Raw genomic sequence first — 22,198 nt, forward strand, 5'->3', positions numbered from 1 at the left:
GCTCAGCCGTCAGCGGACTGCTTGCGGCGGCGTCGTGGCGCGGTCGGCTCGAGCTGCGCGTAAGGGGCCAGAATATCCATGAGATCGCCGCGCGCTTCCGGCGCCTTGAGGAGCGCGCGCTGCGCCACCTGGTCGAGGTGGTGCGCCATCAATTCGCCTGCCCTCGCCTCGTTGCCGCTCTCCAGCGCCTTCAGCACCTCGCGATGCTCGGACACAGCGCACTCCGATGAATGCGGGCGGCCGAAGGTCGCGAGCGACAGGCAGGAGCGGTAGGCGGTCTCGCGCACGTAGCGCGATAGGGTCGGCCGCCCCGTCATCTCGGCGAGGCGCACGTGGAACTCGGTGGCCAGCCGCAGCGACGCCGCCTCCGAGCCGCCCTTCGCGCCCTCCTCGGCATCGACATGCGCGGAAAGCTCGGCGATCTGCCGCTGCGTCAGCCGTCCGGCGAGGCGGCGAACCACCAGCCGCTCCAGCTCAATGCGGATGTCGAACTCGTCGCGCGCGTCCTCGAAGGACGGCGTCGCCACCACCGCGATCCGGTTGCGCCGCAACTCCACGAGCCCTTCGGAGGCGAGTTGTCCAAGCGCATGACGCGCCAGCGTGCGGCTGACCCCGAAGCGCTCGCCGAGCTGGTCTTCCGGGAGCTTGTCGCCGGGCGCCAGAGCCCGCTCCAGGATCGCGCGCCGGATGGCGCGACAGATCACCGATGCGCGGTCGCTCGCCGCCCCGTCGTCACTCGCCGGCAATTCCCCTGTCACGCAGCGCTCTCTTTCAAAGTTCCTGGCATCGACCTACCACCGCGCACCGATGCGGAGAAGATCGGCCGCGCCTCAACAGGCGGTGATCCCTCACCTCAACTGCATGCAGGATGATGCATCGACTGCATGCGCATGCGCAAGCCCGTCAGCCGCGCAGCAGGCGGTGAAGCTGCGTTGCCAGCTGGCTTTGGTTGTAGGGCTTGCCGAGGCGCGGCAGATCGAGGCGCTCGTCGGCCGGCATTTCGGCGTTGCCGGTCGCAAGGAGGATCGGCAGGCGGGGGTAGCTGCCGCGTGCGGCCCGGGCAAGCTCGGCCCCGTTCATGCGAGGCATAGCATAGTCGGTGATCATCAGGTCGAAGGGCCCGTCCTGCGCCAGGATCTCCAGCGCTTCGGCGCCGGAGGCGGCTTCCAGCACGTCGTGGCCGAGGTCGCGCAGCATGTCGACCGTGCTCATGGAAACGAGCATGTCGTCGTCGACCACCAGAATACGGGCGGGCGGCAACTCGCCGGGCTCGACGATGATCGGCTCCGCCACGGCAACGACGATGGGCGCCGCGTCCCTGCTCGCTCTGGGCAGCCAGAGTTCGGCGCGCGTGCCCTCCCCCACGACGCTCGACAGTCGCAGCGTTCCCTGCAGCTGGCTTGCCAGTCCGTGGATCATCGACAGACCGAGCCCCGTGCCCTTGCCGACGCCCTTGGTGGAGAAGAACGGCTCGGTCGCCTTCTTCAGCGTCTCGTCGTCCATGCCCTGGCCCGTGTCGGTCATCACCACGCGAACGTAGTCGCCCGGCACCAGATCGCCGTCGCCTGCCGCATGATCAATTTCGAGCATGAGCTGTCCGCCGTTCGGCATGGCGTCGCGTGCGTTGACAGCAAGGTTCAGGATCGCGAGTTCCATCTGGTTGGCGTCGACAAGGGCGATCGGCGCTTCCGCCGGATGCGAGATGGCGAGCTCGATGCCGCTACCGATCGACTGCTCGAGAAGATCGACCATCCCGTTGACGATCTCAGACAGGTCGCGCGGCTCCACCGACAGGTCCTGGCGGCGCGCAAAGGCGAGAAGGCGCTGCGTCAGGGCGGTCCCACGCTGCGCGCCGAGGACGGCACCATCGATCAGCCGGGCGGTACGCGGATCGGCGGGCAGGTGCTTGCGCAGAAGCTCGAGGTTGCCGAGGATTGCCATCAGAAGGTTGTTGAAGTCGTGGGCGACGCCACCGGTCAGCTGGCCGATCGCCTCCAGCTTCTGGCTCTGGCGCAGCGCGCTCTGCGCCTCGACCAGTTCCGCCTCCCGCCGCAGGCGGTCGGTCACGTCGGCGACGAACTGGTAGCAACCGATGAGCGCTCCTTCGGCGTCGTGGAGCGGACGGAAGGTGACCTCGTAGTAGGGCCGTGCTCGTTCCGGATCGCCGAATTCCTCGATGAAGGTCACGGGCTCGCCGCCGAGGCCCCGCGCCCATCCCGCGCGCACCTCGGCCTGCTGTTCCGGACGGTCGGCCAGATGGGCGAGAATGTTATCGCCCGCCTTCGGCCGGATGCCGAACACGCGCTCGAACTCGTCGGCATTGGCGGCGTTGATCGCGAGGATGTTGTAGTCGAGATCAACCGCCATCACCATGACGTCGGTATGCTCGACGATGGCACCCAGAAGATTGCGCTCGGCCGTTCGCTCGGCGACCCGCTCTTCGAGATTTGCGTTCAGCTCGCGCAAGCCCTCTTCGGCGAGCCGTCGGTCGTGGATGTCGACCGATGCGCCGAACCAGCGTGTGACCTCGCCGGTATGTCGGTCGCGGTACGAGTGCGCGCGGTCGAGGAACCACCGATACTCGCCCGCAGCGGACAGGATCCGATGCTCGGAGAAGTGGGCTTCGTCGTTGTCACGCGCCTTCCGGAAGGCCGCCACGACATGCGGCGCGTCGTCGGAATGGATGAAGGCACCGGCGATCTCGCCCGGCGACATCGAGCGAAAGCCCGCGCCGGTGTATTCTGAGAATTGCCGACTGAGGAACTCCATCTGCCCGTTCGCATCCGCGATCCAGATGATCTGCGGAACCGTGTCCACCATTAGGCGGAACTCGGCTTCGCTGTCCTTCAGCACCGTCTCGGCCGCGTCCCGCTGCCGCTCGGCGAGGACACGATCCGTCACGTCCGTCACGACGCAGAGGATACCGGCTGGTGCCTCGTCCTCGCCCGCGACCGGCGAACAGCCGAGGTCCACGAAGACCTGCCGTACCGCACCGCCGCGGCGGAACGTCAGTTCGCGCGCGTGACCGGTCAGCGCCTTGCCGCCGAGCACACCCGCCATCGTTTCGGCGTCGAGCCCGAGCGCGTCGAGCCCGGCATCGCGGACACTCGCGCCGAGAAGATCAGGATGCCGATCCCCGACGAGGATGGAGAAGGCATCGTTGTAGAGGCACAGACCCTCAGGTCCCCAGAGGAGGACCATCGGAACGGGCGAGCGCAGCACGATGGACAGCGAGGTCCGAAGGGCCGGGGTCCATGCCTCGGCGTCGGCCAGTGCCGTGGCCCGCCAGTCGTGCGAAGCGATCAGGGTTCCGCAAGCGCCGCCGGTCTCGGCGAGCTTCTGCAGAGAGGCCTTTTCGACGGCAGCAGGCAAAATCGATCCTCGTCCCGGCACAGAATCGCCTGGGCCTTTCGCTTCCTGTCTAAGACCTGCCGGCCGATCCGTCATGATCAACCTGCATCAGTCACCTGCAAGAGTGCGCAGAAACAGCCCTTCAATGACCAGAAAAGGAGCTTTAATGCTCTCTGCGAACCCATCTGATGTTCGTTGCCGGCGCCAACCGGAGCCTCCGAACCGTTCGCCCCTGCGGCCAAGATCGCTCCAACTGCATCAGCCGGCCTGATGCGGTCGCCTCTAGCGTGGCAACGGCCCGAGTCTACCTGAGGGCCGCGGTCACCGCACGGTGCGCTGATCGTGAGCGACCGGAACGACGCCCGCCCAAGGGCCGAGCGTCCGGCGCCCGGCCGCCCGAAAGCGGATGCCCAGGAGATCGAGGCCCATGACATCCATTCCCTCCCCCGAGCGCAAGCAAGCGGTTTACGCCGGAGCCCAGGCGGCACGGGACGGCATGCATCGAAGCGAGAACCCGCATCCGGTCGAAAGCGAGACCTGGAGCAACTGGATGGACGGCTTCGATCATCAGACCGCTTGGCTCCTGAACGGCCGTGGCACCTACGATCCGTTCGCGGCCGACGCATCCTCGCCGCACGAGACTTCGCACCCCTTCGATTGACGGCGCCTGCGCGCCATCGGGCCCTTGCCCAAGAGGCCCTGTCGCACAACCTTTTCCTGTCGATGCAAAGGCCGACGCGACCCGGCTTCCTGCCCCCCGAGATGGAACCCTTCATGAGTCCCCGCTCCAGCGGACAACGTATCGAACGCCAGCAGCTCCAGCAGATCATCGCCGGCCTGACCGAGGGCGTGATCCTGATCGATCCCGATCAGACGATCGCCTGGGCAAACACCGCAGCCCTGTCGATGCACGGAGCGCGTGAACTGGCCGATCTCGGACGGACCGTGGACGAATATCGCGAGCGGTTCCAGCTGCGCTACCGCAACCATCACGCCCTCGACGACGGCACCTATCCGGCGGACCGCGTGGTCGCGGGCGAACTGTTCACCGACGTCATGGTCGAGGTCGCGCGCCACGGCGAGACGGAGCCCGAATGGGTCCACCGCGTGCGCAGCCTCGTCCTCAACGACGCGAACGGCGACCCGGACTGCCTCGTCCTCATCGTCACCGACGCAACGGACGAGATGCAGGCGATCGAGCGCTTCGAGCGCGCCTTCAACGCCAACCCCGCCCCCGCCCTAATCTGCCGCATCAGCGATCTCCGGTTCATCCGCGTGAACCAGGGCTTCCTCGACATGACGGGCTATACGCGCCAGGCCATTATCGGCCGGTCGGTCTACGACCTCGACGTGATGTCGGGCGCGGATCGGCGCGAACTCGGCAAGGCACGCCTGTCGGAATGGGCGACGGTGCCGCAGATGGAAGCGTCGCTGCCGTTGCCGGAAGGCGAGACCAAGCTCGTCATCGTCGCCGGACAGCCGATCGAGATCGGCGACGAGCGGTGCATGCTGTTCACCTTCGCCGATCTCGAGCCGCGCCGGAAGGCGGAGTCGGCTCTGCGCAACAGCGAGGAGAAGTTCGCCAAGACCTTCCGCCTCGCCCCGGTGCCGATGAAGGTCTCGACGCTCGACGGCTTCCGCATCGTCGACGTCAACGAGGCCTTTCTGAAGGAGACGGGCTGGGCGATCGAGGAGGTCGTCGGGCGCAGCGCGGCCGAGATCGAGCTGTGGGACACGGCGACGACGCGCCGCCGCATGGAGAGCGAGCTCGTCGAGACCGGCGGCTTCCGCGGCTACGAGGCGAAGCTGAAGAAGAAGGACGGCTCGACCGCCGACTGCCTCGTCTCGGCGGAGACGATCCGCATCGGCGGCGAAACCTGCGTCCTCGACGTGTTCCAGGATATCACCGCACGCAAGACATCCGAGCTCGAACTCGTGCGGGCGATCGAGGAGGCGCTCGCCGACACCTCCTGGCTCAGCCGGAGCGTGATGGAGAAGCTCGCCGACATGCGCTCGCCGCAGCGGGAGGGCGCCCGGAAACCAAGCGGCGCGGACCTGACCGAAAAGGAGCGGCAGGTGCTTGGGCTGATCTCGCAGGGGCTCGACGACGGCGAGATTGCCAAGCTGCTCTTCCTGTCGCGCAATACGGTTCGCAACCATGTCCAGCGCATCTATGCCAAGACCGGCGTTCACCGCCGGGGCGAGGCGATCGTCTGGGCCCGCGAGCGCGGGATCGTCGGATCCCAGCCGCCGGCCAAGCGTCCCAAGAAGACCTGATCGTCAAAGATCGTTTCGCACGCCAGAAAGTTAGATTCGCATCAGCTGCACTAGTGCAGATGCGACTTATTTGGGTGGCTAATCCTCTAGCTTCGACGGGGAATGAACGCGGCATCAGTCAGGCATCGGCCTGCCGGCGAAACCAACGCCCCACACTGCCCGAAGGCAGGTCAAAGACAGGATGGCATTCATGTTCAGGAAGCTCGCCGCCGAAGCTTTCGGCACCTTCTGGCTCGTTTTCGGAGGGTGCGGAAGCGCCGTTCTTGCCGCAAGCTTCCCGGAGCTCGGCATCGGCTTTACCGGCGTCGCGCTGGCGTTTGGCCTGACGGTTCTCACGATGGCCTACACCGTCGGCGGCATCTGCGGTGGTCATTTCAACCCGGCCGTTTCGCTGGGCCTTGCGGTGTCCGGCCGCTTCTCCTGGAACCAGCTCGGCCCCTACTGGCTGGCGCAGGTACTTGGCGGCATCCTCGGCGCTATCGTCCTCTATGCGATCGCGACCGGCAAGGCCGACTTCACTGCCGGTGGCTTCGCGTCCAACGGCTATGGCGTGAAGTCGCCGGGCGGCTACGGCCTCGGGTCGGCCTTCCTGATCGAGTTCGTCCTCACCGCCTTCTTCCTCATCATCATCCTCGGATCGACGGCGACCGCCGCGTCCGGCAGCTTCGCGCCGATCGCGATCGGCCTTGGCCTGACGCTGATCCACCTCATCTCGATCCCGGTCACCAACACGTCTGTGAACCCGGCTCGTTCGCTCGCCGTCGCCTTCTTCGCCGATACCGGCACGCTCGGTCAGGTCTGGCTGTTCTGGATCGCACCGCTGGCCGGCGCCGTGGCCGGTGCCCTGATCTGGCGCCATATCCTGTCGCCGGGCGAGTCGACGCGCGGCATCGGCGCGGACGACCAGCGCGCGCCCTGATGCGGGTCACGTAACCGGGAAAGCACTGATGAAGACGGCTATCGGGGTCGCCTGCATCAGCCGACCTGATGCCCGTGACACTTGGGGGCGTCGGGTCTTCCCTCCATGTTGAAACCACGGGCGGCGTCGCAGGGCGATGCCGCCCCCAGCCCGAAGCAGAGGAGTGCGGGATGGAAGAGAAGAACGATCAGGCGGCCAAGAAGGAAGCCCTCGGCTCCGTCAAGGAAGCGCTCGGCAAGGTGATCGGAAACGAACGGGTCGAGGCCGAGGGAGCCGCCGAAAAGGCGGTCGGGAAGGCGGAAGGCCGCAAGAAGGACGCCCCGCCGCGCAAGGGCGAAGCGTCCCGCCGGTCGTGATCCGCCCCCAACCGATGCCCGCCGCAAGCCGTATCCCGCGGAAGGCGTGCCCCCTCCCATGGGCGGACCCATCATGCTGAAGCTCTTCCGCAAGGAGGGTGACATCGTCACCCTCTGCGCCGTTCCGGAAGCCTCCGACCTTCCGGATTTCCTCTCGGGCGACGGATGGGTCTTTGCCGGCCAGAGCGCCGACATCGCGGAGAAGCTGGCCGAGCCCGACCGGGCGACCTATCGCGCGGTGCTGTCGGAGACCGGCTTCTACCTCTTCTCGCCCGCACAGACCGCCGACGCGGAGGACGACAGCCATATCGACCTCGAACCGCTCGTGAAGGAGCGGGCCTATTTCCTGTGGGAAGAGGCCGGCTGCCCATTGGGACGCGAGCACGAGTTCTGGGCCGCCGCCTCGCGCGAGATCGAAGCCGACGTCCGGGCGCGGTTCGAGCGCCGCCACGCCGGGCGGCACATCGCTCGCTGAAACCTTAGCGCTTTGCTTCAGACGCCGACGGCCGCGCGGATGCGTTCGCGCGTCAGCGGCAGGTCATGGATCCGGGTGCCGATGGCGCGGGCGATCCCGTTGGCGAGCGCCGCGCCGCCGGGCCCCTGGCTGCATTCGCCGGCCCCGAGGAACGGATCGCCCGGACGCGGGATGACTTCGACGTCGATCGAGGCGGGCAGCGCGTCGAAACGCAGGATCGGATAGGTCGACCAGTCCACCGAGGTCACGCGGGTCCGGTCGAAGGTTGCGGCCTCGTAGAGCGTCCAGCTCGCCGACTGCACGATGCCGCCCTGCACCTGGTTGGCGATTCCGTCCGGGTTGACGATCTCGCCGGCATCCACCGCCGTCGAGGCGCGCACCATGCGCACGCGTCCGGTGTCGGGCTCGACCATCACCTCCATCGCCACCGCGCAGTAAGCCGCAAGGTTCTTGTAGCGCGCGAAGGCAAAGCCGTAGCCGTGATGTGCGGGAGGCGTCTCACCGGCCTTCCAGCCGAACATCGCGGCGGTTCGCTCGATCACCGCGCGAGCCCTCTCGTCCTGCATGTGGCGCAGGCGATACTCGACCGGGTCCGCGCCCGCATTCAGCGCCAGCTCGTCCATCGCGTTCTCGATGGAGAAGACGTTCATGTAGGCGCCGAGGCCGCGCAGCGCCGAGACCCGGAGCGGCATTTCCTCGATGAAGTGCCAGACGACGTCGCGGTTGGGAAAGGCGTAGAGCGGGTTGGAGTTGCGGTCGCCGTTGCCCTCCGGCGTGATGCGGACGGTCGGGATCGTCGGTGCGAACGGGCGGTCGAGATACTGCGCGGGCAGAAGGGCTCCGGCCCCGCCGGGCCGCGAGTTGTGGGTGTTGCTCCAGACCTCGTAGGTCCAGTCCTGGATCGTGCCCGACGCATCCGTGCCGGCGCGAACGCGCGTGACCATGCCCGGCGAGAACGGCTCCCAGGCATGCTCCTGCTCGCGCATCCACTGGAGGCGCACCGGACGGCCCGGCAGGGCCTGCGCGAGAAGCGCGGCATCGGCCGCCGCGTCGTCCGCGCCGTTGTGGCCGTAGCAGCCCGACCCTTCGACATGGATGCAGCGCACCGCCTCGACGCCGACGCCCAGCATCTCGGAGATCGCCTCCTGATCGGGATAGACGCCCTGGGTGTGCGTCCAGACCGTCGTCACGCCGTCCTGGAGGACGGCCAGCGCGCAGGACGGGCCGATCGAGGCGTGCAGCTGGTAGGGCCGCGTGAAGCGCGCCTCGAACGGCGTGAGGCCCGGCGCGCCCGTCTGCCCTTCCTCGGCGACCTGCCCATCGGTGACGGGTCGGGACAGGAGGTAGTCGGGGAGCTGCGACGCGTCGGGCAGGTCCTCGCGCTCCTCCCAACGGGCGAGCGTCGAGAGCGTCCACATCGCCTTGATCGCATGCCATTCGCGCTCGGCGAGGACGCCGAGGAACGAGCCGTTGCGCACGACCTTGAGGACGCCCGGCATCGCCTCGACCGGCGCGCTGTCGACGGAGACGAGGCGCGCGCGCGGGCTCGGCGGGCGCACGACGCGCCCGTGCACCATGCCGTCGGGTCGCATGTCCTGCACATAGGCGGGCGCGCCGGTGACCTTGCCGGGAATGTCGATCCGCGCTCGCGGACGGCCCATCTCGCGAAACTCGACTGTGGGCTTCAGCACCGCGTCCGGACCGGCGCGGCCCCTGACGAGGTCGCCGGACACGAGCTCGCCATAGGAGACGCGGCGTCCGTCCGCGGCGATCACCGCACCCGCCTCGGCGCGCACGGCGTCGGGCGCCACGCCCCAGCGCCGGGCCGCCTCGCCCTTCAGGATCTCGCGCACCTGCGCGCTGACATGCCGGATCGCCCGACCGCTGTCCTGCACGGAATGGCTGCCGGCGGTGAACCCCTCGTTCGGGCTCTCGCTCGTGTCCGGCCCGACCAGCGCGAGGCTCTCGAACGGCATCTCGAGCTCTTCCGCCGCGATCTGGAGGAGCGCGGTACGGATCCCCTGCCCGAGTTCGGCCTTGCCGGTGAAGACGGTGGCGCGCCCGTCGGCGTCGATCCGCAACCAGGATTCAAGGTTCGGATTGGTCTTGAGGCTGCCCGGCAGGTCCGGCGCCGCCTCCTCCACCTCTTGGAAGTTCTGCGTCTCGCTGCCCGGCGACGTCGTCCCTTGCGCGAAGGCGCCGCGCATCGAGAAGGCCAGCACCAGAGAGCCGGTGCCGAGAAGCACGCTGCGGCGGGTCAGCGCGTGGGGATCGTGACGGGTCATCAGCCGGCCCTCGCGCCGGTGGTTCCGACGCCTGCGGTGCGCATGCTCTCCGCCGCCCTCCGGATCGCGGCGAGGATGCGCATATGCGTGCCGCAGCGGCAGAGGTTCGGCTCCATGTGGGCGCGGATCGCCTCGTCGGAGGCCTCCGGGTCGCGCTCCAGAAGCGCCTGCGCCCGCATCATCATGCCGGGAATGCAGTAGCCGCACTGTGCGGCCTGCTCGGCGATGAAGGCCGCCTGCATCGGCCCCGGCGCCTCGATCGTTCCGAGGCCCTCGACCGTCGTCACCGACTTGCCTTCCATCACGACCAAGGGAGTGACGCAGGACAGGACCGCCTCGCCCCCCACCATCACCGTACAGGCGCCGCATTGGCCAAGGCCGCAGCCGTATTTCGCCCCGTGCAGCCCGAGTTCGTCGCGCAGGACGTAGAGCAACGGCGTGTCGGGATCGGCCTCGATCTGGTGCTGCGTGCCGTTCACGGTGAGGCTTACCATGTGGGCTCTCGCTTGGAAGGATTGGCTGGTGCGGCGGAGCCGGTGTCGAGCGAGCGCTGGCCGTTCTCGGCCCCGCGCGCCCGCGCCTCGGCGATGAGGTCGGCCGGGTCGTCCCACGGCGGCTTGTCGCTGTACGTGCGGCGCATGTAGGCGAGGAGATCGGCGATCTGGCCATCGTCGAGCGCGCCGGCATAACCCGGCATGATCGGGCCGCGCTCGCCCTCCGGCGCCGGGATGCCGTTGAGGACCACGTTGATCGGATTGGCGGGCGTCGGACCGGAGATCGCGGTGGAATGATCGAGGCGCAGCCCGCCGTAGGGCAGCGGGCGCCCGGCATCGTGGCAGGTCGAGCAGGCGGCGGCATAGATCGCGGCGCCCCGGTCAGCCGAATCGTGCGCGACCGGCACGGTCTGGCTGCCGGCCGAGGGAACCACGGCGCCCGGCGGATGGATCGTCGCCTCGGCCGTCAGCGTCTCGGCGCGCTGCCGCCGCTCCGGTGAAGGCTCCCCCATCAGCGAGACGATGTAGGTCGCGATGGCGCGGGACTCGGCCTCGGGCAGCGTGCCGAGATTGGCGTTCACCGGCGCCATCGGCCCGCGCGCGATGCCGTGCCGGGCTTCCCAGCCCTGGTGCAGGTAGTGGGTCAGGCTGTCGACGTCCCACGGGATCGGTGCCGGCGAGGCCGCGTTCAGGGCATAGGCCGTCCAGCCTTCGGATTCGCCGCCGGCCAGATGGTCGTCGCCTCGCTTCTCGGCGCCGAGGAGGTTGCGCGGCGAATGGCAGGCGCTGCAGTGGCCGAGACCCTCGGCGAGATAGGCGCCACGGTTCCACACGTCGTCCTTCGCCGGATCGGCTTCGAACGTGCCCTCGCGAAAGAACAGGAGCTTCCAGCCGGCCAGCACCAGGCGCACGTTGAGCGGAAACGGGAGTTCGTTCGGCGGCGGCTCGGCGACCACCGGCTCGCGCGTCATCAGGTAGGCATAGAGCGCGCGGTTGTCGGCGTCCGAGACCAGCGTGAAATGGTCGTAGGGAAAGGCGGGATAGAGGTGTCGCCCCTCCCGGTCGACGCCCTCGCGCATCGAGCGCGTGAACGCCGCCTCGCTCCAGCGGCCAATCCCGGTCTCGGAGTCCGGGGTGATGTTGGTCGCATAGATCGTGCCGAAGGGCGTCGGCAGCGGCAGTCCGCCCGCGAAGGGCTTGCCGCCCGGCGCGGTGTGGCAGACCACGCAGTTTCCAACCGCCGCAAGGTCCGCGCCCTGTTTCACGAGCGCGGGCTCGAAGCGCTTCGAGGCGGCACGCTCGACGGGAGCGATCTCGCTCTCCCAGGCATAGGCCGTAAAGCCGGCCGCGCCGAAAACGACGATTGCAAGGAGGCCGAGGCCGGCGTGGCGCAGTTTCATCGGCCGCTCGTTTCATGGCGCCGCCAGATTGGAAGCGCTACAAACGATCAGCTAGCGGGATGCCATCCCCCTCCAAGGCTTCGCGGCGACAGACTGCGTATGCGGCCATTCAATAGAAGGCGAGGAACGCCCCGTACGGGCGCCCTGCGCCGGTGCCGGTCATCATTGTGCGACGAGATGTCCCTCGCCGACGTCCGTCAGGACGAGCCGCGCCGGCGGATCGCCCACGCGGCGCACCGCGCTCGGAATGTCGCCGACGAGGCGCGGGAAACCCGCTCGGCGACGGGCGGGATCGGGGACCGGCACGGCCTCGATCAGCCGCCGCGTGTAGGCGTGGCGCGGATCGCCGAACACCTGACGCGCCGTGCCCGTTTCCACGATCTGGCCGAGATACATCACGGCCACCCGGTCGGAGATGTTCTCGACGACGGCCATGTCATGGCTGATGAAGAGATAGGCGATGCCGAACTCGGCCTGCAGTTCCTTCAGGAGTTCGAGCACGCGCCTCTGCACCGACACGTCGAGCGCCGACACGCTCTCGTCGGCGATGATGAGCTTGGGTCGCAGCGCGAGCGCGCGGGCGATGCAGATTCGCTGGCGCTGGCCGCCGGAGAACTGGTGGGGGTAGCGGCGCATCGCGTCCGGCTGGAGGCCGACGCGCTCGAACAGCGCAGCGACCCGCTCCTCGCGTTCGCGCGCCGATCCGATGCCGTGGACCGCGAGGGGCTCGGCCACGAGGTCGCCGGCCCGCCAGCGCGGGTCGAGCGAGGCGAACGGGTCCTGGAAGATCATTTGCACGTCGCGGCGCAGCGCCTTGCGCTCCGACGTCGACAGGTCCTGCCCCGACCGGCCGCCGACCGACAAGTGCCCCTCGTAGGGCACGAGCCCGGCGATCGCCTTGGCAGTGGTGGACTTGCCGCAGCCGCTCTCGCCGACGAGGCTAAGCGTCGCGCCGGCCGGTACGTCGAACGAGACGCCGGCGACCGCGTGGACCTCGGCGACCGTGCGGCCGAAAAGCCCCCCCTTCAAGGGGAAGCGCACCCGAAGGTCCCGGATCTCGGCGACCGGGGCCGGTGTCGCGGCGGTCTCGCGCCTGCTTCCGTCGCCCATGCGCGGCACGGCGGCGAGCAGCGCGCGGGTGTAATCCTCCTTCGGCGCCGCAAAGAGCGGGACGACCGCCCCCGCCTCGACCTCGCGCCCCGCGCGCATGACGACGACCCGGTCTGCCATCTCCGCGACGACGCCCATGTCGTGCGTGATCAGGATCAGCGCGGTGCCGCGAGTCGCCTGGATCTCCTTCAGGAGGCCCAGAACCTGCGCCTGGATCGTCACGTCGAGCGCCGTGGTGGGCTCGTCGGCGATCAGGACGTCGGGCTCGAGCGCGAGCGCCATCGCGATCATCACGCGCTGGCGCATGCCGCCGGACAATTCGTGCGGATACTGCCCCATCCGCCGCTCGGCCTCGGGGATGCGCACCGCCTGCAGCGCGTCGAGCGCAAGCCGCCTCGCTTCCGCTGCCGACACGTCGCGATGCGCGTCGATCGCCTCTACCAGTTGGCGACCGACGGTCAGCACCGGGTTCAGCGAGGTCATCGGCTCCTGGAAGATCATCGCGATCCGGTCGCCGCGCACCCGCCGCATCCGGCTCTCGGACGCCTCGGTCAGGTCCTCCTCGCCAAGACGGATCGAGCCGGCGGCGACCACCGGCCCCGGCTGCGGCAGAAGGCCCATGATCGCGAGCGAGGTCAGCGACTTGCCCGAACCGGACTCGCCCGCGATGCAGAGCGTTTCGCCGCGGGCGAGGTCGAAGGACAGGCCCTCGACCAGCGTCCGGGCGCGCGCGCCCTCCCCGACCGAGATCGTGAGGTCTCGGACCGAGAGCACCGGGGCGGTGGCCGCGGCCATCGCCTCGCGCGGCAGGACCCTGCCCATCATCACTCGAACACGACCCGCGGGAAGTAGAACGAGACGACCCAGTTCGGCATGTCGACGATCTCGGAGATGCGAAGGTCGCCGCAGGTCGAGACGAGCATGTAGGCGTCGACCGGGTTGAGGTTGTAGCGCTGCGCCAGAAGCTCCACCATGTCGGCGACCGCCTGCCGCGCGCCGGTCATCAGGTCCGGACCGACGCCCGTCGTCACCTCGTAGCCCTTGGCGTCGAGATGGCGCGTGACGGGGCCCGGCGTCGTGAACCGGGGCATGGCGAGATTGGCGCCCTTTACGAGATCGAGCGTCAGCACCGCGTTCATCGGGCTTTCGATCGCCGTGCCGCACACCTCGCCGTCCCCTTGCGCGGCGTGCGTGTCGCCGACCGAGAACAGGGCGCCTGCGACTTCGACCGGGAGGTAGAGCGTGGTGCCGGCCGAGAGGTCCCGGATGTCGAGATTGCCGCCGACGCGGCGCGGGGGTACCACCGAATGGTGTCCCGGCTCGGCCAGCGCATTGCCGATCGTGCCGGCGAAGGGCTTCAGCGGCACGCGCCCGTGCCGGCCGAAGGCGGCGGGCTCGAGCGAGTTCGGGTCATATGTCCAGATCGTCAGCGCGGCTTCGGTGAACTGGTCCGCGAGAAGTCCGAAGCCGGGAATGTTGGCGGTCCAGCCGAAGCCGGACGGCTTGAAACCCTCGATCGTCACCTTCAGCGCGTCGCCCGGCTCTGCGCCCTCGACGAAGATCGGACCCGAGACCGGGTTGATCTTGGAGAAGTCGAGAGCGGTGACGCTCTCGACGGTGGAGTCCGGCGTCAGCTGGCCGGCCGATGAATCCCGGCACTCGAACTCGATGGTCGCACCCGGCGCCACGCGCAGCGCCGGTTCGAACGAGTTGTCCCAGCCGAAATGATGCTGCCGGCCGTGGATCGTGTAGTCGCAAGCCTTGCACATCTCACTTGGTCTCGACGTAGCGGTAGTTCATCGGGGTGTTGACCGGATCGATGTAGAGGGCGTCGTCGCCGCCCATCCGGGCCGAGCGCATCGTGTAGCGCTTCTCGTTGAAGACCGGCACCCAGGGCGCATCGGCCATCACCTTCCGGTAGACCTCGCCCCAGGCGGCCGCCCGCTCGGCGGCCTTCGCCGGGTCGACCATCGCGTCGGCGGCGGCGGCCTCCGTGTCCAGCGCCTCGTTGCAGTACTTCGCCCAGTTCCAGCCGCCCTCGGCCGCGCCGGAGCAGCCGAGGATCGGGCCGTAGAAGTTCGACGGGTCCGGGAAGTCGGCGATCCAGGCCATGCCGCCCGACCAGATCATCGGTGCGCCCTCCGCCGAGCCGCCTGCGGCGATGACGTTGGCCTGCGCAAGGCTCTGCAGCGAGGCCTTGATGCCGATGGCCGCGAGATCCTGCTGGATCGCCTGCGCGATGCGCGGCTGCGGATCAACGTTGGCGACGAAGAGCTCGGTCTCGAAACCGCCCTCGTGGCCGGCCTCGGCCAGGAGCTTCTTGGCGGCCTCGACGTCGTACTTGTAGCCCTCGAAGTTCTGGATGTAGCCCGGCATCGTCGGCGGCAGCGGCTGGTTGGCAGGCGTCGCGCGGCCGTTGATGATCTGGACGATGCGGTCCTTGTTGATCGCCATGTTGACGGCCTGGCGAACCTTCAGGTTGTCGAAGGGCGCGGCCTTGGTGTTCATCGTGATGTAGCCGGTGTGGAGCTGCACGCCCTCGACCACCTGCGCGGCCTCGGCCGGGTTGCCCATGACCTCGCGGAACTTGGCCGGCGGGATGCCGTCGCCCGGCACGTCGACCTCGCCGTTCTGCACGCGCAGCAGCGAGACCACCGGCTCCTGGCCGATCTCGAAGGTGATGCCGCCGAGCTTGGGCGCGCCTTCACGGTAGTAGTCCGGGTTCTTCTCGAGGACCAGACGCTGGCCGAGCGTCCATTCGGCGAGCTTGAAGGCGCCGGTGCCGACCGGGTTGCGCCCGAAGTCGGCGCCCGACTTCTCGACCTCCTCCTTCGGCACGATGAAGGAGAAGTTCAGCGCCATGACCGACAGGAAGGTCGCGTCGGGGCGCGACAGCGTCACCTGCACCGTCTTCGGATCGAGGATCTTCACGCCCGACAGTTCGGTGGCCGTGCCGCCCTGCATCGCCTCGAAGCCCTCGATCGAGCCGAGGAAGCTGGCGCCCGGCGACTGGGTGGCCGGGTTCACCGTGCGCTCGAACGAGTATTTCACGTCCTCCGCCGTCATCGCGCGGCCGTTGTGGAATTTCACGCCGTCGCGCAGCTTGAAGGTGAAGACCTTGCCGTCCGGCGAGATCTCGTAGGACTCGGCCAGCCCCGGCCGCAGCTTGGCGGTGCCCGGCTCGTAGTCCATCAGCCCGTCGAAGATCGCCTTGATCATCGAGAAGTTCTGCCAGTCGTAGCCGATCGCGGGATCGAGCGTCGCGATGTCGTCCTTGTAGGTGACGGTGATCGTGTCGCCCTCCTGCGCATGCGCCACCATCGGCGCGGACAGGACGGCGGCGGAGATGGCGAGCGCTGCGGCGCCGCGCTTGAGACGAGCGAGCATGGGCGGGCTTCCTTTCACTGGAGCTTGATGCGGGGATCGACGAAGGGGGCGACGAGATCGGCCACGAGGTTCCCCATCACGATGGCGAGGGCGGACACGAGCGTGACGCCCATGATGATCGGCAGGTCGACGCGCTGGATCGCCTGCCAGGCAAGTTGGCCGATGCCGGGCCAGCCGAAGACGCTCTCCACCACCACGATGCCGCTCATGAAGAGGCCGATGTCGATGCCGATCATCGCGATGATCGGCAGGATGGCGTTGGGCAGCGCGTGGCGCAGGAGAATGGTCCATCGCTTCAGGCCCTTGGCGCGGGCAGTGCGCATGTAGTCTTGGCGCAGGACGTCCACCATCGAGGAGCGCATCATCCGCGCGTACCAGCCGGCACCGAGGATGCCGAGCGTCAGCGCCGGCAGCACGAGGTGGGAGAAGGTGCCGTAGCCGCCGATGGGAAACCAGCCGAGCTTGACGGCGAAGACGTAGAGGAGAAGCAGCCCGACCACGAACTGCGGTGCGGAGACGGTGACGAAGGACGTCACCATCAGCGCGTGGTCGCTCGCCCGTCCGCGCCGCACGGCAGCCAGGATGCCCATCGTCAGGCCGAGCACGAGTTCGCAGACGATCGCGGCCAGCATCAGGAGGAGGCTGGCCGGAAGCCGCGCCCAGATGAGGTCCGCCACCTCCGAGCGCTGGAGGTAGGAGCGCCCGAGGTCGCCCTGCACGAGATGGCCGAGATAGCGCGCGTACTGGACGAAGAACGGCTGGTCGAGCCCGAGCTGGCTGCGGATGTTGGCGACCTGCGCGGCGGTCGCCGTGCGGCCGGCGATCTGCCGCGCCGGGTCGGCCGGCAGGAGATAGAGAAGCACGAAGGTGATGAGGCTGACGCCGATCAGGATGAGGACGGCCTGCACGAGCCGCCGCGCGAGGTAGACCGCCATCAGCCGCGCCCCTCTTCGGTCGGGTCGAGCGCGTCGCGCAGCGCGTCGCCGACGAGGTTGAAGGCGAGCGCGAGCAGGAGGATCGCCGCGCCGGGAAAGAAGACCAGCCAGGGGGCCGCCTGGAAGTAGGTCTGGTTCTCGAAGATGATGTTGCCCCACGAAGCATCCGGCGGCTGCACGCCGACGCCGAGGAAGGACAGCGTCGCCTCGAGGAGAACCGTCGTCGAGATGCCGAGCGTGCCGTAGACGATGACCGTCGAGGTGAGATGTGGCAGGACGTGCCGGAACAGGATGCGCGAGGAGCTGGCGCCGAGCGTCACCTCGGCTTGGATGAACTCGCGCTCGGCGAGCGAGCGCGTCTCCGAATAGACGACGCGCGCCACCTGCACCCAGTTCACCAGCGCGATGACGAGGGCGACGATCCAGAGGCTCGGCCGCAGCACGGCGGCGAGGCAGATTGCCAGAAGCAAGGCCGGAAAGGCCATCATCAGGTCGGTGAAGCGCATCAGCACGGAGCCGACGACCCCGCGATAGTAGCCGGCGACGACGCCCACCAGCGTCCCGATGACGAGCGCCGCCCCATTGGCGACGATGCCGATGACGAGCGAATTGCGGGCGCCGTAGAGAAGGCGGGAGAAGAGGTCGCGGCCGAGAAGATCGGTGCCGAGCCAGTAGGTCACGGAGGGCGGCAGCGGCGAGCCTTCGAGCGACAGGCCGTCGAAGAACTGTTCGTTCGGGTCGAACGGGGCGATCAGCGGCGCGAAGATCGCGGCCAGCACGACCACGGCGATGACGACGAGACCGAGAACGCCGAGCTTGCGCGACAGGAGGCGCTTCAGGACGCCCTCGCCGCCGACCGGCGCGGCAGGAGGGACCGCCGACGTGTCAGGCGAGACGAGGACGCTCATCCGAGGCCTCCGTGGTCTTGAGTTCGACGATGCGGCGGGCGGCGCCCTCGAGGCTGACCTGCCAGCTCATGGCGAGCGCTCGGAGCTGCGCATAGGCCTGTTCCTCGCCGATGCCGGCTCCGGATAGAGCGACGACGGCGCGCACGACGGTCTGGCGTTCGCCGATGCGACGGCGGAGCGAGGCGATCTCCTCGCCGAGCCGCCGCCGCTCGTCGAAGGCGCGCCGCGCGATCAGGAGCGCCGAATAGACGCCGGCATTGCCGACAGGCTTCACGATCTGCGCGTCCGCCTGGAGCGACAGCGCCCATTCGATGCGCCCCGGCGCTTCCGAGCCGATCAAGGCGACGAGCGGCATCGGCGCCTCGCCGGCTTTCCACGGAAACTGCTCGTCGAAGCCGTGGTCGACGTCGAAGAACAGGAAGTCCGCGCCGGCGGCGGTCGCGGGAAGATCGGGCCAAGCCTGCTCGACCTCGAGGCCGATCGCACCGAGCTGGCGGATCAGGACCTCGACGGCGGCGTGCTCGCGGTGGAGGACGACGGCCCTGGCGCCGCCGAGATTGGGGATGCGCGCGCGCCGGGTCATTTCACCAGCCTCAGCGAGGGCCGAAAGGTAGCCGTCGGATCGTAGTGCGACAGGTAGGGATCGGGCTCGACCCGCCCGCGGCTTTCCTCCAGCACCTCGAAGCGGCTTCCGCGAACGCGCGCGATGCGCACGGGCAGCGCCGCATGCTGCGTCAGCGGATCGACGCGGATGGGCCCGAGCGCCGTCTCGCGGATGCCCGCACCCATCGCACGGCGGACCGCCGACGGCTCGTCCGTCCCCGCCGCCTCGATCGCATCGGCGAGCACCGTGACCGCGGCGTGCGCCGCCGCCTCGAACGAGGAGCCCGGTCCCGGCGCGCCGTCGTGGACGAAGGGAAGCGAGGAGAGGTGCCCGTCACCGAAGGGGGCGATGGAGGGGAGTTCCGCCTCGGTCAGGTTGCAGGAGACGATCGGCCGGCGTTCCGGCCGGAAGCGCTCGTCCTCGCGCCCGAGCGCCGCATAGGCCTCGTAGAAGGCATAGGAAGACGGGCCGATTAGGTTGTTGAGGATGAAGTCCGGCGCGGTCGTCCGGATCTCGGCGACGAGCCGGCCGACATCCGTGTCGCCGAGCGCGAGGTAGCGCTCGCCCCTCACCTCGCCGCCGGCATCTGCCACGAGATCGCGGGCGATGCGGTTCATCTCCCATCCCCAGATGTAGTTCGAGCCGACGAGGAAGGCGTCGCGCCCGTATCGCGCGGCGACGTGCGCCACGAGCGGCACGAGGTGCTGGTTGGGCGCGGCGTTCAGGTAGACGACGTGCTCGTTCGCCTCGAACCCCTCGTAAGGAGCCGGATACCACAGAAGTCCGCCGTGCTTCTCGAGCACCGGGATCACGTCCTTCCGGCTCCAGGAGGTGATGCAGCCGACGACGTGGCGCACGCCATCAGTGACGACGAGATCGGCGCAGAGCGGCGCATAGGCTTCGATCCGGCCGGCCGGATCGCGCTCGGCGATACGGAAGCGGATGCGCCGCGCGGGATCGGCGTTGACGGCTTCGATCGCCCCCATCGCGCCCTCGCGGCACGCCTCGCCGAGCCGGTCGTAGCTGCCGGAGCGGGAGAACAGGACGCCGATGTCGATGGGTTGCTTCAAGTCGCAGTTCCCGAAACGAAAAAGCCCCGCAAGCGCGCCGCGATGCCGGGAGGGCGTCGCGTCGGACCGACGGGGCTCGAATGCCGTCCGGCAGACAAGGCCGGTATGTCGGGCGATCCTGCGACAGGATCACAGCGGCGTCAACCACTTTGATGAGAAGAAGGGCTTGCCTAGTTTGTAGGCATATCGATGGGCGATCGTCGCACGGCGGATGCCGCCGGGAGGATGGGTGAGCGTGCCACGGCGCCTTTCGCCATACAACTCGGCTCTCGTAAGCCCGGCGCCCTGATCCACGCCCGTCGCGATCGCAAGGCTTGACCGCCCCTTCCCCGGTTTGCTCTACGAAGAGCCATCATGGGACCTCATCTCGATCTCGTCGCCAGCGACACGCGCGTGCCGGCCAAGGTGGATTTCGTCGTCGTCGGCGGCGGCATCATCGGAGCGGCGGCCGCGCTTCATCTCGTCGAAGCGGGCCATTCCGTCGTCCTCTGCGAAAAGGGACAGGTGGCCGGCGAGCAGTCCAGCCGCAACTGGGGCTGGTGCCGCCAGGCCGGGCGCGACGAGCGCGAGGTGCCGCTGATCGTCGAGAGCCTGCGCCTATGGCGCGGGATGGCCGAGACGGTGGGCGCCGATGTCGGCTTCCGCCAGCACGGCACGCTCTTCGTCGCCGAGACCGCCGAAGAGGAAGCCTCGTTCGAGGCCTGGGCACGGATGGCCCGGCCGCAGGGCGTCGACGCCGAGATCCTGACGGGCGCGCGCCTGCGTGAGGTGACGCGCGATGCGCCGCTGCGCCAGCGCCTCGGCCTTTTCGTCGCGAGCGACGGGCGCGCCGAACCCCAGTTCGCCGTCCCGGCGATCGTGCGCGCCGCCAGGGCCAAGGGCCTGACCGTCCTCGCGCCCTGCGCGGTCAACGGCGTCGAGCGGTCGGCGGGGCGGGTCGACGCCGTTCTCACCGAGCATGGGCGGATCGCGTGCTCCGGAATTCTCGTGGCGGCCGGCGCCTGGTCCAGCGCCTTTTGCCGAAGCCTTGGCCTCCGCCTGCCGCAACTGAAGGTCCTCGGCTCCGTGTTCCGCACGTCGGCGGTCGAGGGTGGTCCCGAGGCCTCGATCTGGATCGACAAGATCGGCGTCCGCAAGCGCCTCGACGGCGGCTACACGATCGCCGACAGCTCGACCTACGACGCGCCGCTGACGCCCGACAGCCTCCGCTTCCTTCGCGAGTTCGCACCGATGCTGCGCCAGCAGGGCCGCGGCATCCGCCCGCACATCGCGCTGCAGTCCTTCCGCGAGACGCTGGCGCCCCGATCCTACACCGGCGCGCGGATGCTCGACCCCCGGCCCCGCGCCGGCGACGGAGAGGCCCTTCTGCGAAAGGCCGCCGGCTTCTTCCCGGCGCTCGGCGGCGCCCGGATCCTCCAGCGCTGGGCCGGCTATATCGACGTCACCCCCGACGCGATCCCCTATATCGACCGGATCGAGACCGATCCCGACGTCGTGGTGGCGACCGGCTTCTCCGGCCACGGCTTCGGCATCGGGCCGGGCGCGGGACGCCTCGCCGCCGAGGTGCTGACCGGCCGCCCGACCATGGTCGGGACCGAGGATTACGCGATCCCCCGCTTCTCCGACCTCAGCCGCATCAAGCTCGGCACCGCGGTCTGAGGCGACGCCGCGTCAGGTGCCCGCCGCGCCGTCCGAGGTCAGCCGTTCGAGATTGTCGATGAGGCGCCGGAGGAGCGCGAGAAACTCAGCGGTCTCGGCCTCGGAGAAGCCCGCCAACGCCTCGCGGTTACCTTGGAACAGCGCTTCGCAAGCGGTGGGAAGCGAAGCCTTCGCAGCGTCGCTGACGTGGATCACGTTGCTGCGGCCGTCGGACGGGTCGGCCGAGCGCCGGATCTGCCCGTCGCGCTCCATTCGCGCCAGCATCTGCGCCATGGATGGCTGCTCGGTGCGGACGAGACGCGCGAGATCGCGCTGCGTGCGCGCTCGCCCGGTCTCCAACGCGACCAGCACGGGAAGATGACCGACCCCGAAGCCCAATGGCTTCAGCCGCGCTTCGCTGAGACGAGCGAAGGCTCGCGCCGCAACGCTCACGAGATGTCCGGGCGTCGCGAGGACATCAGGCTTTTCTAACGACATCTGCATAGGCTCCTATCTTATTTGATAGGATCCTATATAGTTGGCGCATGGACGGCAACGACCTGTCCCCACATGACCCGTCCGCCCTTGCCTGGAGAGTGCCCCATGAACTCGAGCCATGAACTCGTCCGCCGTCTCTATGCGTGCTTCAACAGCCGCGATGTCGACAGCGTCCTCGCGATGTTGACACCCGACATCGCCTGGGCGAACGGCATGGATGGCGGTCATGTCGAGGGGTACGACGGCATCCGGGACTATTGGCGCCGGCAGTGGTCGGTGGTCGATCCGCATGTCGAGCCGATGCGGATCGAGGATTTCGGCGCGGACGCCGTCCTCGTCGAGGTCCGCCAGACCATCCGCGATCTCGACGGGCGACCGGTGGTGGCGAGCGGTCTCAAGGACAAGACCGTCGGCCACGTCTTCCGCTTCCGGGACGGGAAGATCTGCCGGTTCGAGATTCGCGAGACCCCATAGGACGCGGCTGCCCGCCG

Annotated in this window: 20 protein-coding genes; 7 read left to right on the top strand and 13 right to left on the bottom strand. The window is 68.8% G+C overall.

Annotated elements, in window-relative coordinates:
- Positions 1 to 2: 2 nt before the first annotated feature.
- Positions 3 to 758 carry a GntR family transcriptional regulator gene (locus tag ACLNGM_RS19450; protein ID WP_416356201.1) on the bottom strand — a complete coding sequence of 252 codons (756 nt, stop codon included), beginning with the start codon at positions 756 to 758 and terminating at the stop codon, positions 3 to 5.
- 145 nt (positions 759 to 903) lie between these two features.
- Positions 904 to 3,447 carry a PAS domain S-box protein gene (locus tag ACLNGM_RS19455; RefSeq protein ID WP_416358497.1) on the bottom strand — a complete coding sequence of 848 codons (2,544 nt, stop codon included), beginning with the start codon at positions 3,445 to 3,447 and terminating at the stop codon, positions 904 to 906.
- A gap of 331 nt (positions 3,448 to 3,778) precedes the next feature.
- On the opposite strand from ACLNGM_RS19455, the gene ACLNGM_RS19460 reads away from it, so the two are divergent.
- From ACLNGM_RS19460 to ACLNGM_RS19480, 5 genes are all read left to right on the top strand, one after another.
- Positions 3,779 to 4,012, top strand: coding sequence for a hypothetical protein (locus ACLNGM_RS19460; protein WP_416356202.1), 234 nt, complete (start codon positions 3,779 to 3,781; stop codon positions 4,010 to 4,012).
- Positions 4,013 to 4,125: 113 nt separating this feature from the next.
- The gene (locus ACLNGM_RS19465; RefSeq protein WP_416356203.1) at positions 4,126 to 5,628 is read left to right on the top strand and encodes a PAS domain S-box protein; all 1,503 of its coding nucleotides are present in this window, start codon (positions 4,126 to 4,128) and stop codon (positions 5,626 to 5,628) included.
- 190 nt (positions 5,629 to 5,818) lie between these two features.
- The gene (gene aqpZ / locus ACLNGM_RS19470) at positions 5,819 to 6,547 is read left to right on the top strand and encodes an aquaporin Z (protein ID WP_416356204.1); all 729 of its coding nucleotides are present in this window, start codon (positions 5,819 to 5,821) and stop codon (positions 6,545 to 6,547) included.
- A 170-nt stretch (positions 6,548 to 6,717) separates the two neighbouring features.
- Positions 6,718 to 6,903: a CsbD family protein gene (locus ACLNGM_RS19475; protein WP_416356205.1), complete on the top strand. Its 186-nt coding sequence runs from the start codon at positions 6,718 to 6,720 to the stop codon at positions 6,901 to 6,903.
- A 58-nt stretch (positions 6,904 to 6,961) separates the two neighbouring features.
- A complete protein-coding gene (locus ACLNGM_RS19480; protein WP_416356206.1) occupies positions 6,962 to 7,378 on the top strand; it encodes a DUF2934 domain-containing protein in 417 nt (138 codons plus the stop codon).
- A gap of 17 nt (positions 7,379 to 7,395) precedes the next feature.
- Here the strand turns inward: ACLNGM_RS19480 and ACLNGM_RS19485 are convergent, their stop codons facing one another.
- The 10 genes from ACLNGM_RS19485 to ACLNGM_RS19530 form a co-directional block, all read right to left on the bottom strand.
- Positions 7,396 to 9,663, bottom strand: a complete 2,268-nt coding sequence (locus ACLNGM_RS19485; protein WP_416356207.1) for a molybdopterin cofactor-binding domain-containing protein — start codon at positions 9,661 to 9,663, stop codon at positions 7,396 to 7,398.
- A complete protein-coding gene (locus tag ACLNGM_RS19490; RefSeq protein WP_090958773.1) occupies positions 9,663 to 10,157 on the bottom strand; it encodes a (2Fe-2S)-binding protein in 495 nt (164 codons plus the stop codon). The genes ACLNGM_RS19485 and ACLNGM_RS19490 overlap by 1 nt, the downstream gene beginning before the upstream one ends.
- A complete protein-coding gene (locus ACLNGM_RS19495) occupies positions 10,151 to 11,557 on the bottom strand; it encodes a c-type cytochrome (protein WP_416356208.1) in 1,407 nt (468 codons plus the stop codon). The genes ACLNGM_RS19490 and ACLNGM_RS19495 overlap by 7 nt, the downstream gene beginning before the upstream one ends.
- A 162-nt stretch (positions 11,558 to 11,719) precedes the next feature.
- The gene (locus ACLNGM_RS19500) at positions 11,720 to 13,492 is read right to left on the bottom strand and encodes an ABC transporter ATP-binding protein (protein WP_416356209.1); all 1,773 of its coding nucleotides are present in this window, start codon (positions 13,490 to 13,492) and stop codon (positions 11,720 to 11,722) included.
- Positions 13,492 to 14,436 carry an acetamidase/formamidase family protein gene (locus ACLNGM_RS19505; RefSeq protein ID WP_416356210.1) on the bottom strand — a complete coding sequence of 315 codons (945 nt, stop codon included), beginning with the start codon at positions 14,434 to 14,436 and terminating at the stop codon, positions 13,492 to 13,494. Before ACLNGM_RS19505 ends, ACLNGM_RS19500 begins: the two co-directional genes overlap by 1 nt.
- 1 nt (position 14,437) lies before the next feature.
- Complete coding sequence (locus tag ACLNGM_RS19510; RefSeq protein ID WP_416356211.1) at positions 14,438 to 16,054, bottom strand: ABC transporter substrate-binding protein; 1,617 nt, start codon at positions 16,052 to 16,054, stop codon at positions 14,438 to 14,440.
- 14 nt (positions 16,055 to 16,068) lie between these two features.
- Complete coding sequence (locus ACLNGM_RS19515) at positions 16,069 to 16,989, bottom strand: ABC transporter permease (RefSeq protein WP_416356212.1); 921 nt, start codon at positions 16,987 to 16,989, stop codon at positions 16,069 to 16,071.
- Positions 16,989 to 17,897, bottom strand: a complete 909-nt coding sequence (locus tag ACLNGM_RS19520) for an ABC transporter permease (RefSeq protein WP_416356213.1) — start codon at positions 17,895 to 17,897, stop codon at positions 16,989 to 16,991. Before ACLNGM_RS19520 ends, ACLNGM_RS19515 begins: the two co-directional genes overlap by 1 nt.
- Positions 17,875 to 18,480 (bottom strand): ANTAR domain-containing response regulator, encoded by a 606-nt coding sequence (locus tag ACLNGM_RS19525; protein WP_416356214.1) that lies wholly within the window; start codon positions 18,478 to 18,480, stop codon positions 17,875 to 17,877. The genes ACLNGM_RS19520 and ACLNGM_RS19525 overlap by 23 nt, the downstream gene beginning before the upstream one ends.
- Complete coding sequence (locus ACLNGM_RS19530) at positions 18,477 to 19,571, bottom strand: transporter substrate-binding protein (protein WP_416356215.1); 1,095 nt, start codon at positions 19,569 to 19,571, stop codon at positions 18,477 to 18,479. Before ACLNGM_RS19530 ends, ACLNGM_RS19525 begins: the two co-directional genes overlap by 4 nt.
- Positions 19,572 to 19,925: 354 nt before the next feature.
- Between ACLNGM_RS19530 and ACLNGM_RS19535 the strand changes: the two genes are divergently transcribed.
- On the top strand, positions 19,926 to 21,230 hold the full coding sequence (locus ACLNGM_RS19535) for an NAD(P)/FAD-dependent oxidoreductase (protein ID WP_416356216.1): 1,305 nt from the start codon (positions 19,926 to 19,928) through the stop codon (positions 21,228 to 21,230).
- A gap of 12 nt (positions 21,231 to 21,242) precedes the next feature.
- Here the strand turns inward: ACLNGM_RS19535 and ACLNGM_RS19540 are convergent, their stop codons facing one another.
- The gene (locus ACLNGM_RS19540; protein ID WP_416356217.1) at positions 21,243 to 21,707 is read right to left on the bottom strand and encodes a MarR family winged helix-turn-helix transcriptional regulator; all 465 of its coding nucleotides are present in this window, start codon (positions 21,705 to 21,707) and stop codon (positions 21,243 to 21,245) included.
- 105 nt (positions 21,708 to 21,812) lie between these two features.
- Between ACLNGM_RS19540 and ACLNGM_RS19545 the strand changes: the two genes are divergently transcribed.
- A complete protein-coding gene (locus ACLNGM_RS19545; protein ID WP_416356218.1) occupies positions 21,813 to 22,181 on the top strand; it encodes a nuclear transport factor 2 family protein in 369 nt (122 codons plus the stop codon).
- Positions 22,182 to 22,198: the final 17 nt, after the last annotated feature.

Origin of the sequence: Aureimonas phyllosphaerae (assembly GCF_047943035.1) — a bacterium.
GTDB classification, from domain to species: domain Bacteria; phylum Pseudomonadota; class Alphaproteobacteria; order Rhizobiales; family Rhizobiaceae; genus Aureimonas; species Aureimonas phyllosphaerae.

What these genes read in the sequence shown, in the direction of transcription:
- ACLNGM_RS19455 (WP_416358497.1), bottom strand. Translation starts at nt 3,447, where the DNA reads ATGACGGATCGGCCGGCAGGTCTTAGACAGGAAGCGAAAGGCCCAGGC.
- ACLNGM_RS19460 (WP_416356202.1), top strand. Translation starts at nt 3,779, where the DNA reads ATGACATCCATTCCCTCCCCCGAGCGCAAGCAAGCGGTTTACGCCGGA.
- ACLNGM_RS19465 (WP_416356203.1), top strand. Translation starts at nt 4,126, where the DNA reads ATGAGTCCCCGCTCCAGCGGACAACGTATCGAACGCCAGCAGCTCCAG.
- aqpZ (WP_416356204.1), top strand. Translation starts at nt 5,819, where the DNA reads ATGTTCAGGAAGCTCGCCGCCGAAGCTTTCGGCACCTTCTGGCTCGTT.
- ACLNGM_RS19475 (WP_416356205.1), top strand. Translation starts at nt 6,718, where the DNA reads ATGGAAGAGAAGAACGATCAGGCGGCCAAGAAGGAAGCCCTCGGCTCC.
- ACLNGM_RS19480 (WP_416356206.1), top strand. Translation starts at nt 6,962, where the DNA reads ATGGGCGGACCCATCATGCTGAAGCTCTTCCGCAAGGAGGGTGACATC.
- ACLNGM_RS19485 (WP_416356207.1), bottom strand. Translation starts at nt 9,663, where the DNA reads ATGACCCGTCACGATCCCCACGCGCTGACCCGCCGCAGCGTGCTTCTC.
- ACLNGM_RS19490 (WP_090958773.1), bottom strand. Translation starts at nt 10,157, where the DNA reads ATGGTAAGCCTCACCGTGAACGGCACGCAGCACCAGATCGAGGCCGAT.
- ACLNGM_RS19495 (WP_416356208.1), bottom strand. Translation starts at nt 11,557, where the DNA reads ATGAAACTGCGCCACGCCGGCCTCGGCCTCCTTGCAATCGTCGTTTTC.
- ACLNGM_RS19500 (WP_416356209.1), bottom strand. Translation starts at nt 13,492, where the DNA reads ATGATGGGCAGGGTCCTGCCGCGCGAGGCGATGGCCGCGGCCACCGCC.
- ACLNGM_RS19505 (WP_416356210.1), bottom strand. Translation starts at nt 14,436, where the DNA reads ATGTGCAAGGCTTGCGACTACACGATCCACGGCCGGCAGCATCATTTC.
- ACLNGM_RS19510 (WP_416356211.1), bottom strand. Translation starts at nt 16,054, where the DNA reads ATGCTCGCTCGTCTCAAGCGCGGCGCCGCAGCGCTCGCCATCTCCGCC.
- ACLNGM_RS19515 (WP_416356212.1), bottom strand. Translation starts at nt 16,989, where the DNA reads ATGGCGGTCTACCTCGCGCGGCGGCTCGTGCAGGCCGTCCTCATCCTG.
- ACLNGM_RS19520 (WP_416356213.1), bottom strand. Translation starts at nt 17,897, where the DNA reads ATGAGCGTCCTCGTCTCGCCTGACACGTCGGCGGTCCCTCCTGCCGCG.
- ACLNGM_RS19525 (WP_416356214.1), bottom strand. Translation starts at nt 18,480, where the DNA reads ATGACCCGGCGCGCGCGCATCCCCAATCTCGGCGGCGCCAGGGCCGTC.
- ACLNGM_RS19535 (WP_416356216.1), top strand. Translation starts at nt 19,926, where the DNA reads ATGGGACCTCATCTCGATCTCGTCGCCAGCGACACGCGCGTGCCGGCC.
- ACLNGM_RS19540 (WP_416356217.1), bottom strand. Translation starts at nt 21,707, where the DNA reads ATGTCGTTAGAAAAGCCTGATGTCCTCGCGACGCCCGGACATCTCGTG.
- ACLNGM_RS19545 (WP_416356218.1), top strand. Translation starts at nt 21,813, where the DNA reads ATGAACTCGAGCCATGAACTCGTCCGCCGTCTCTATGCGTGCTTCAAC.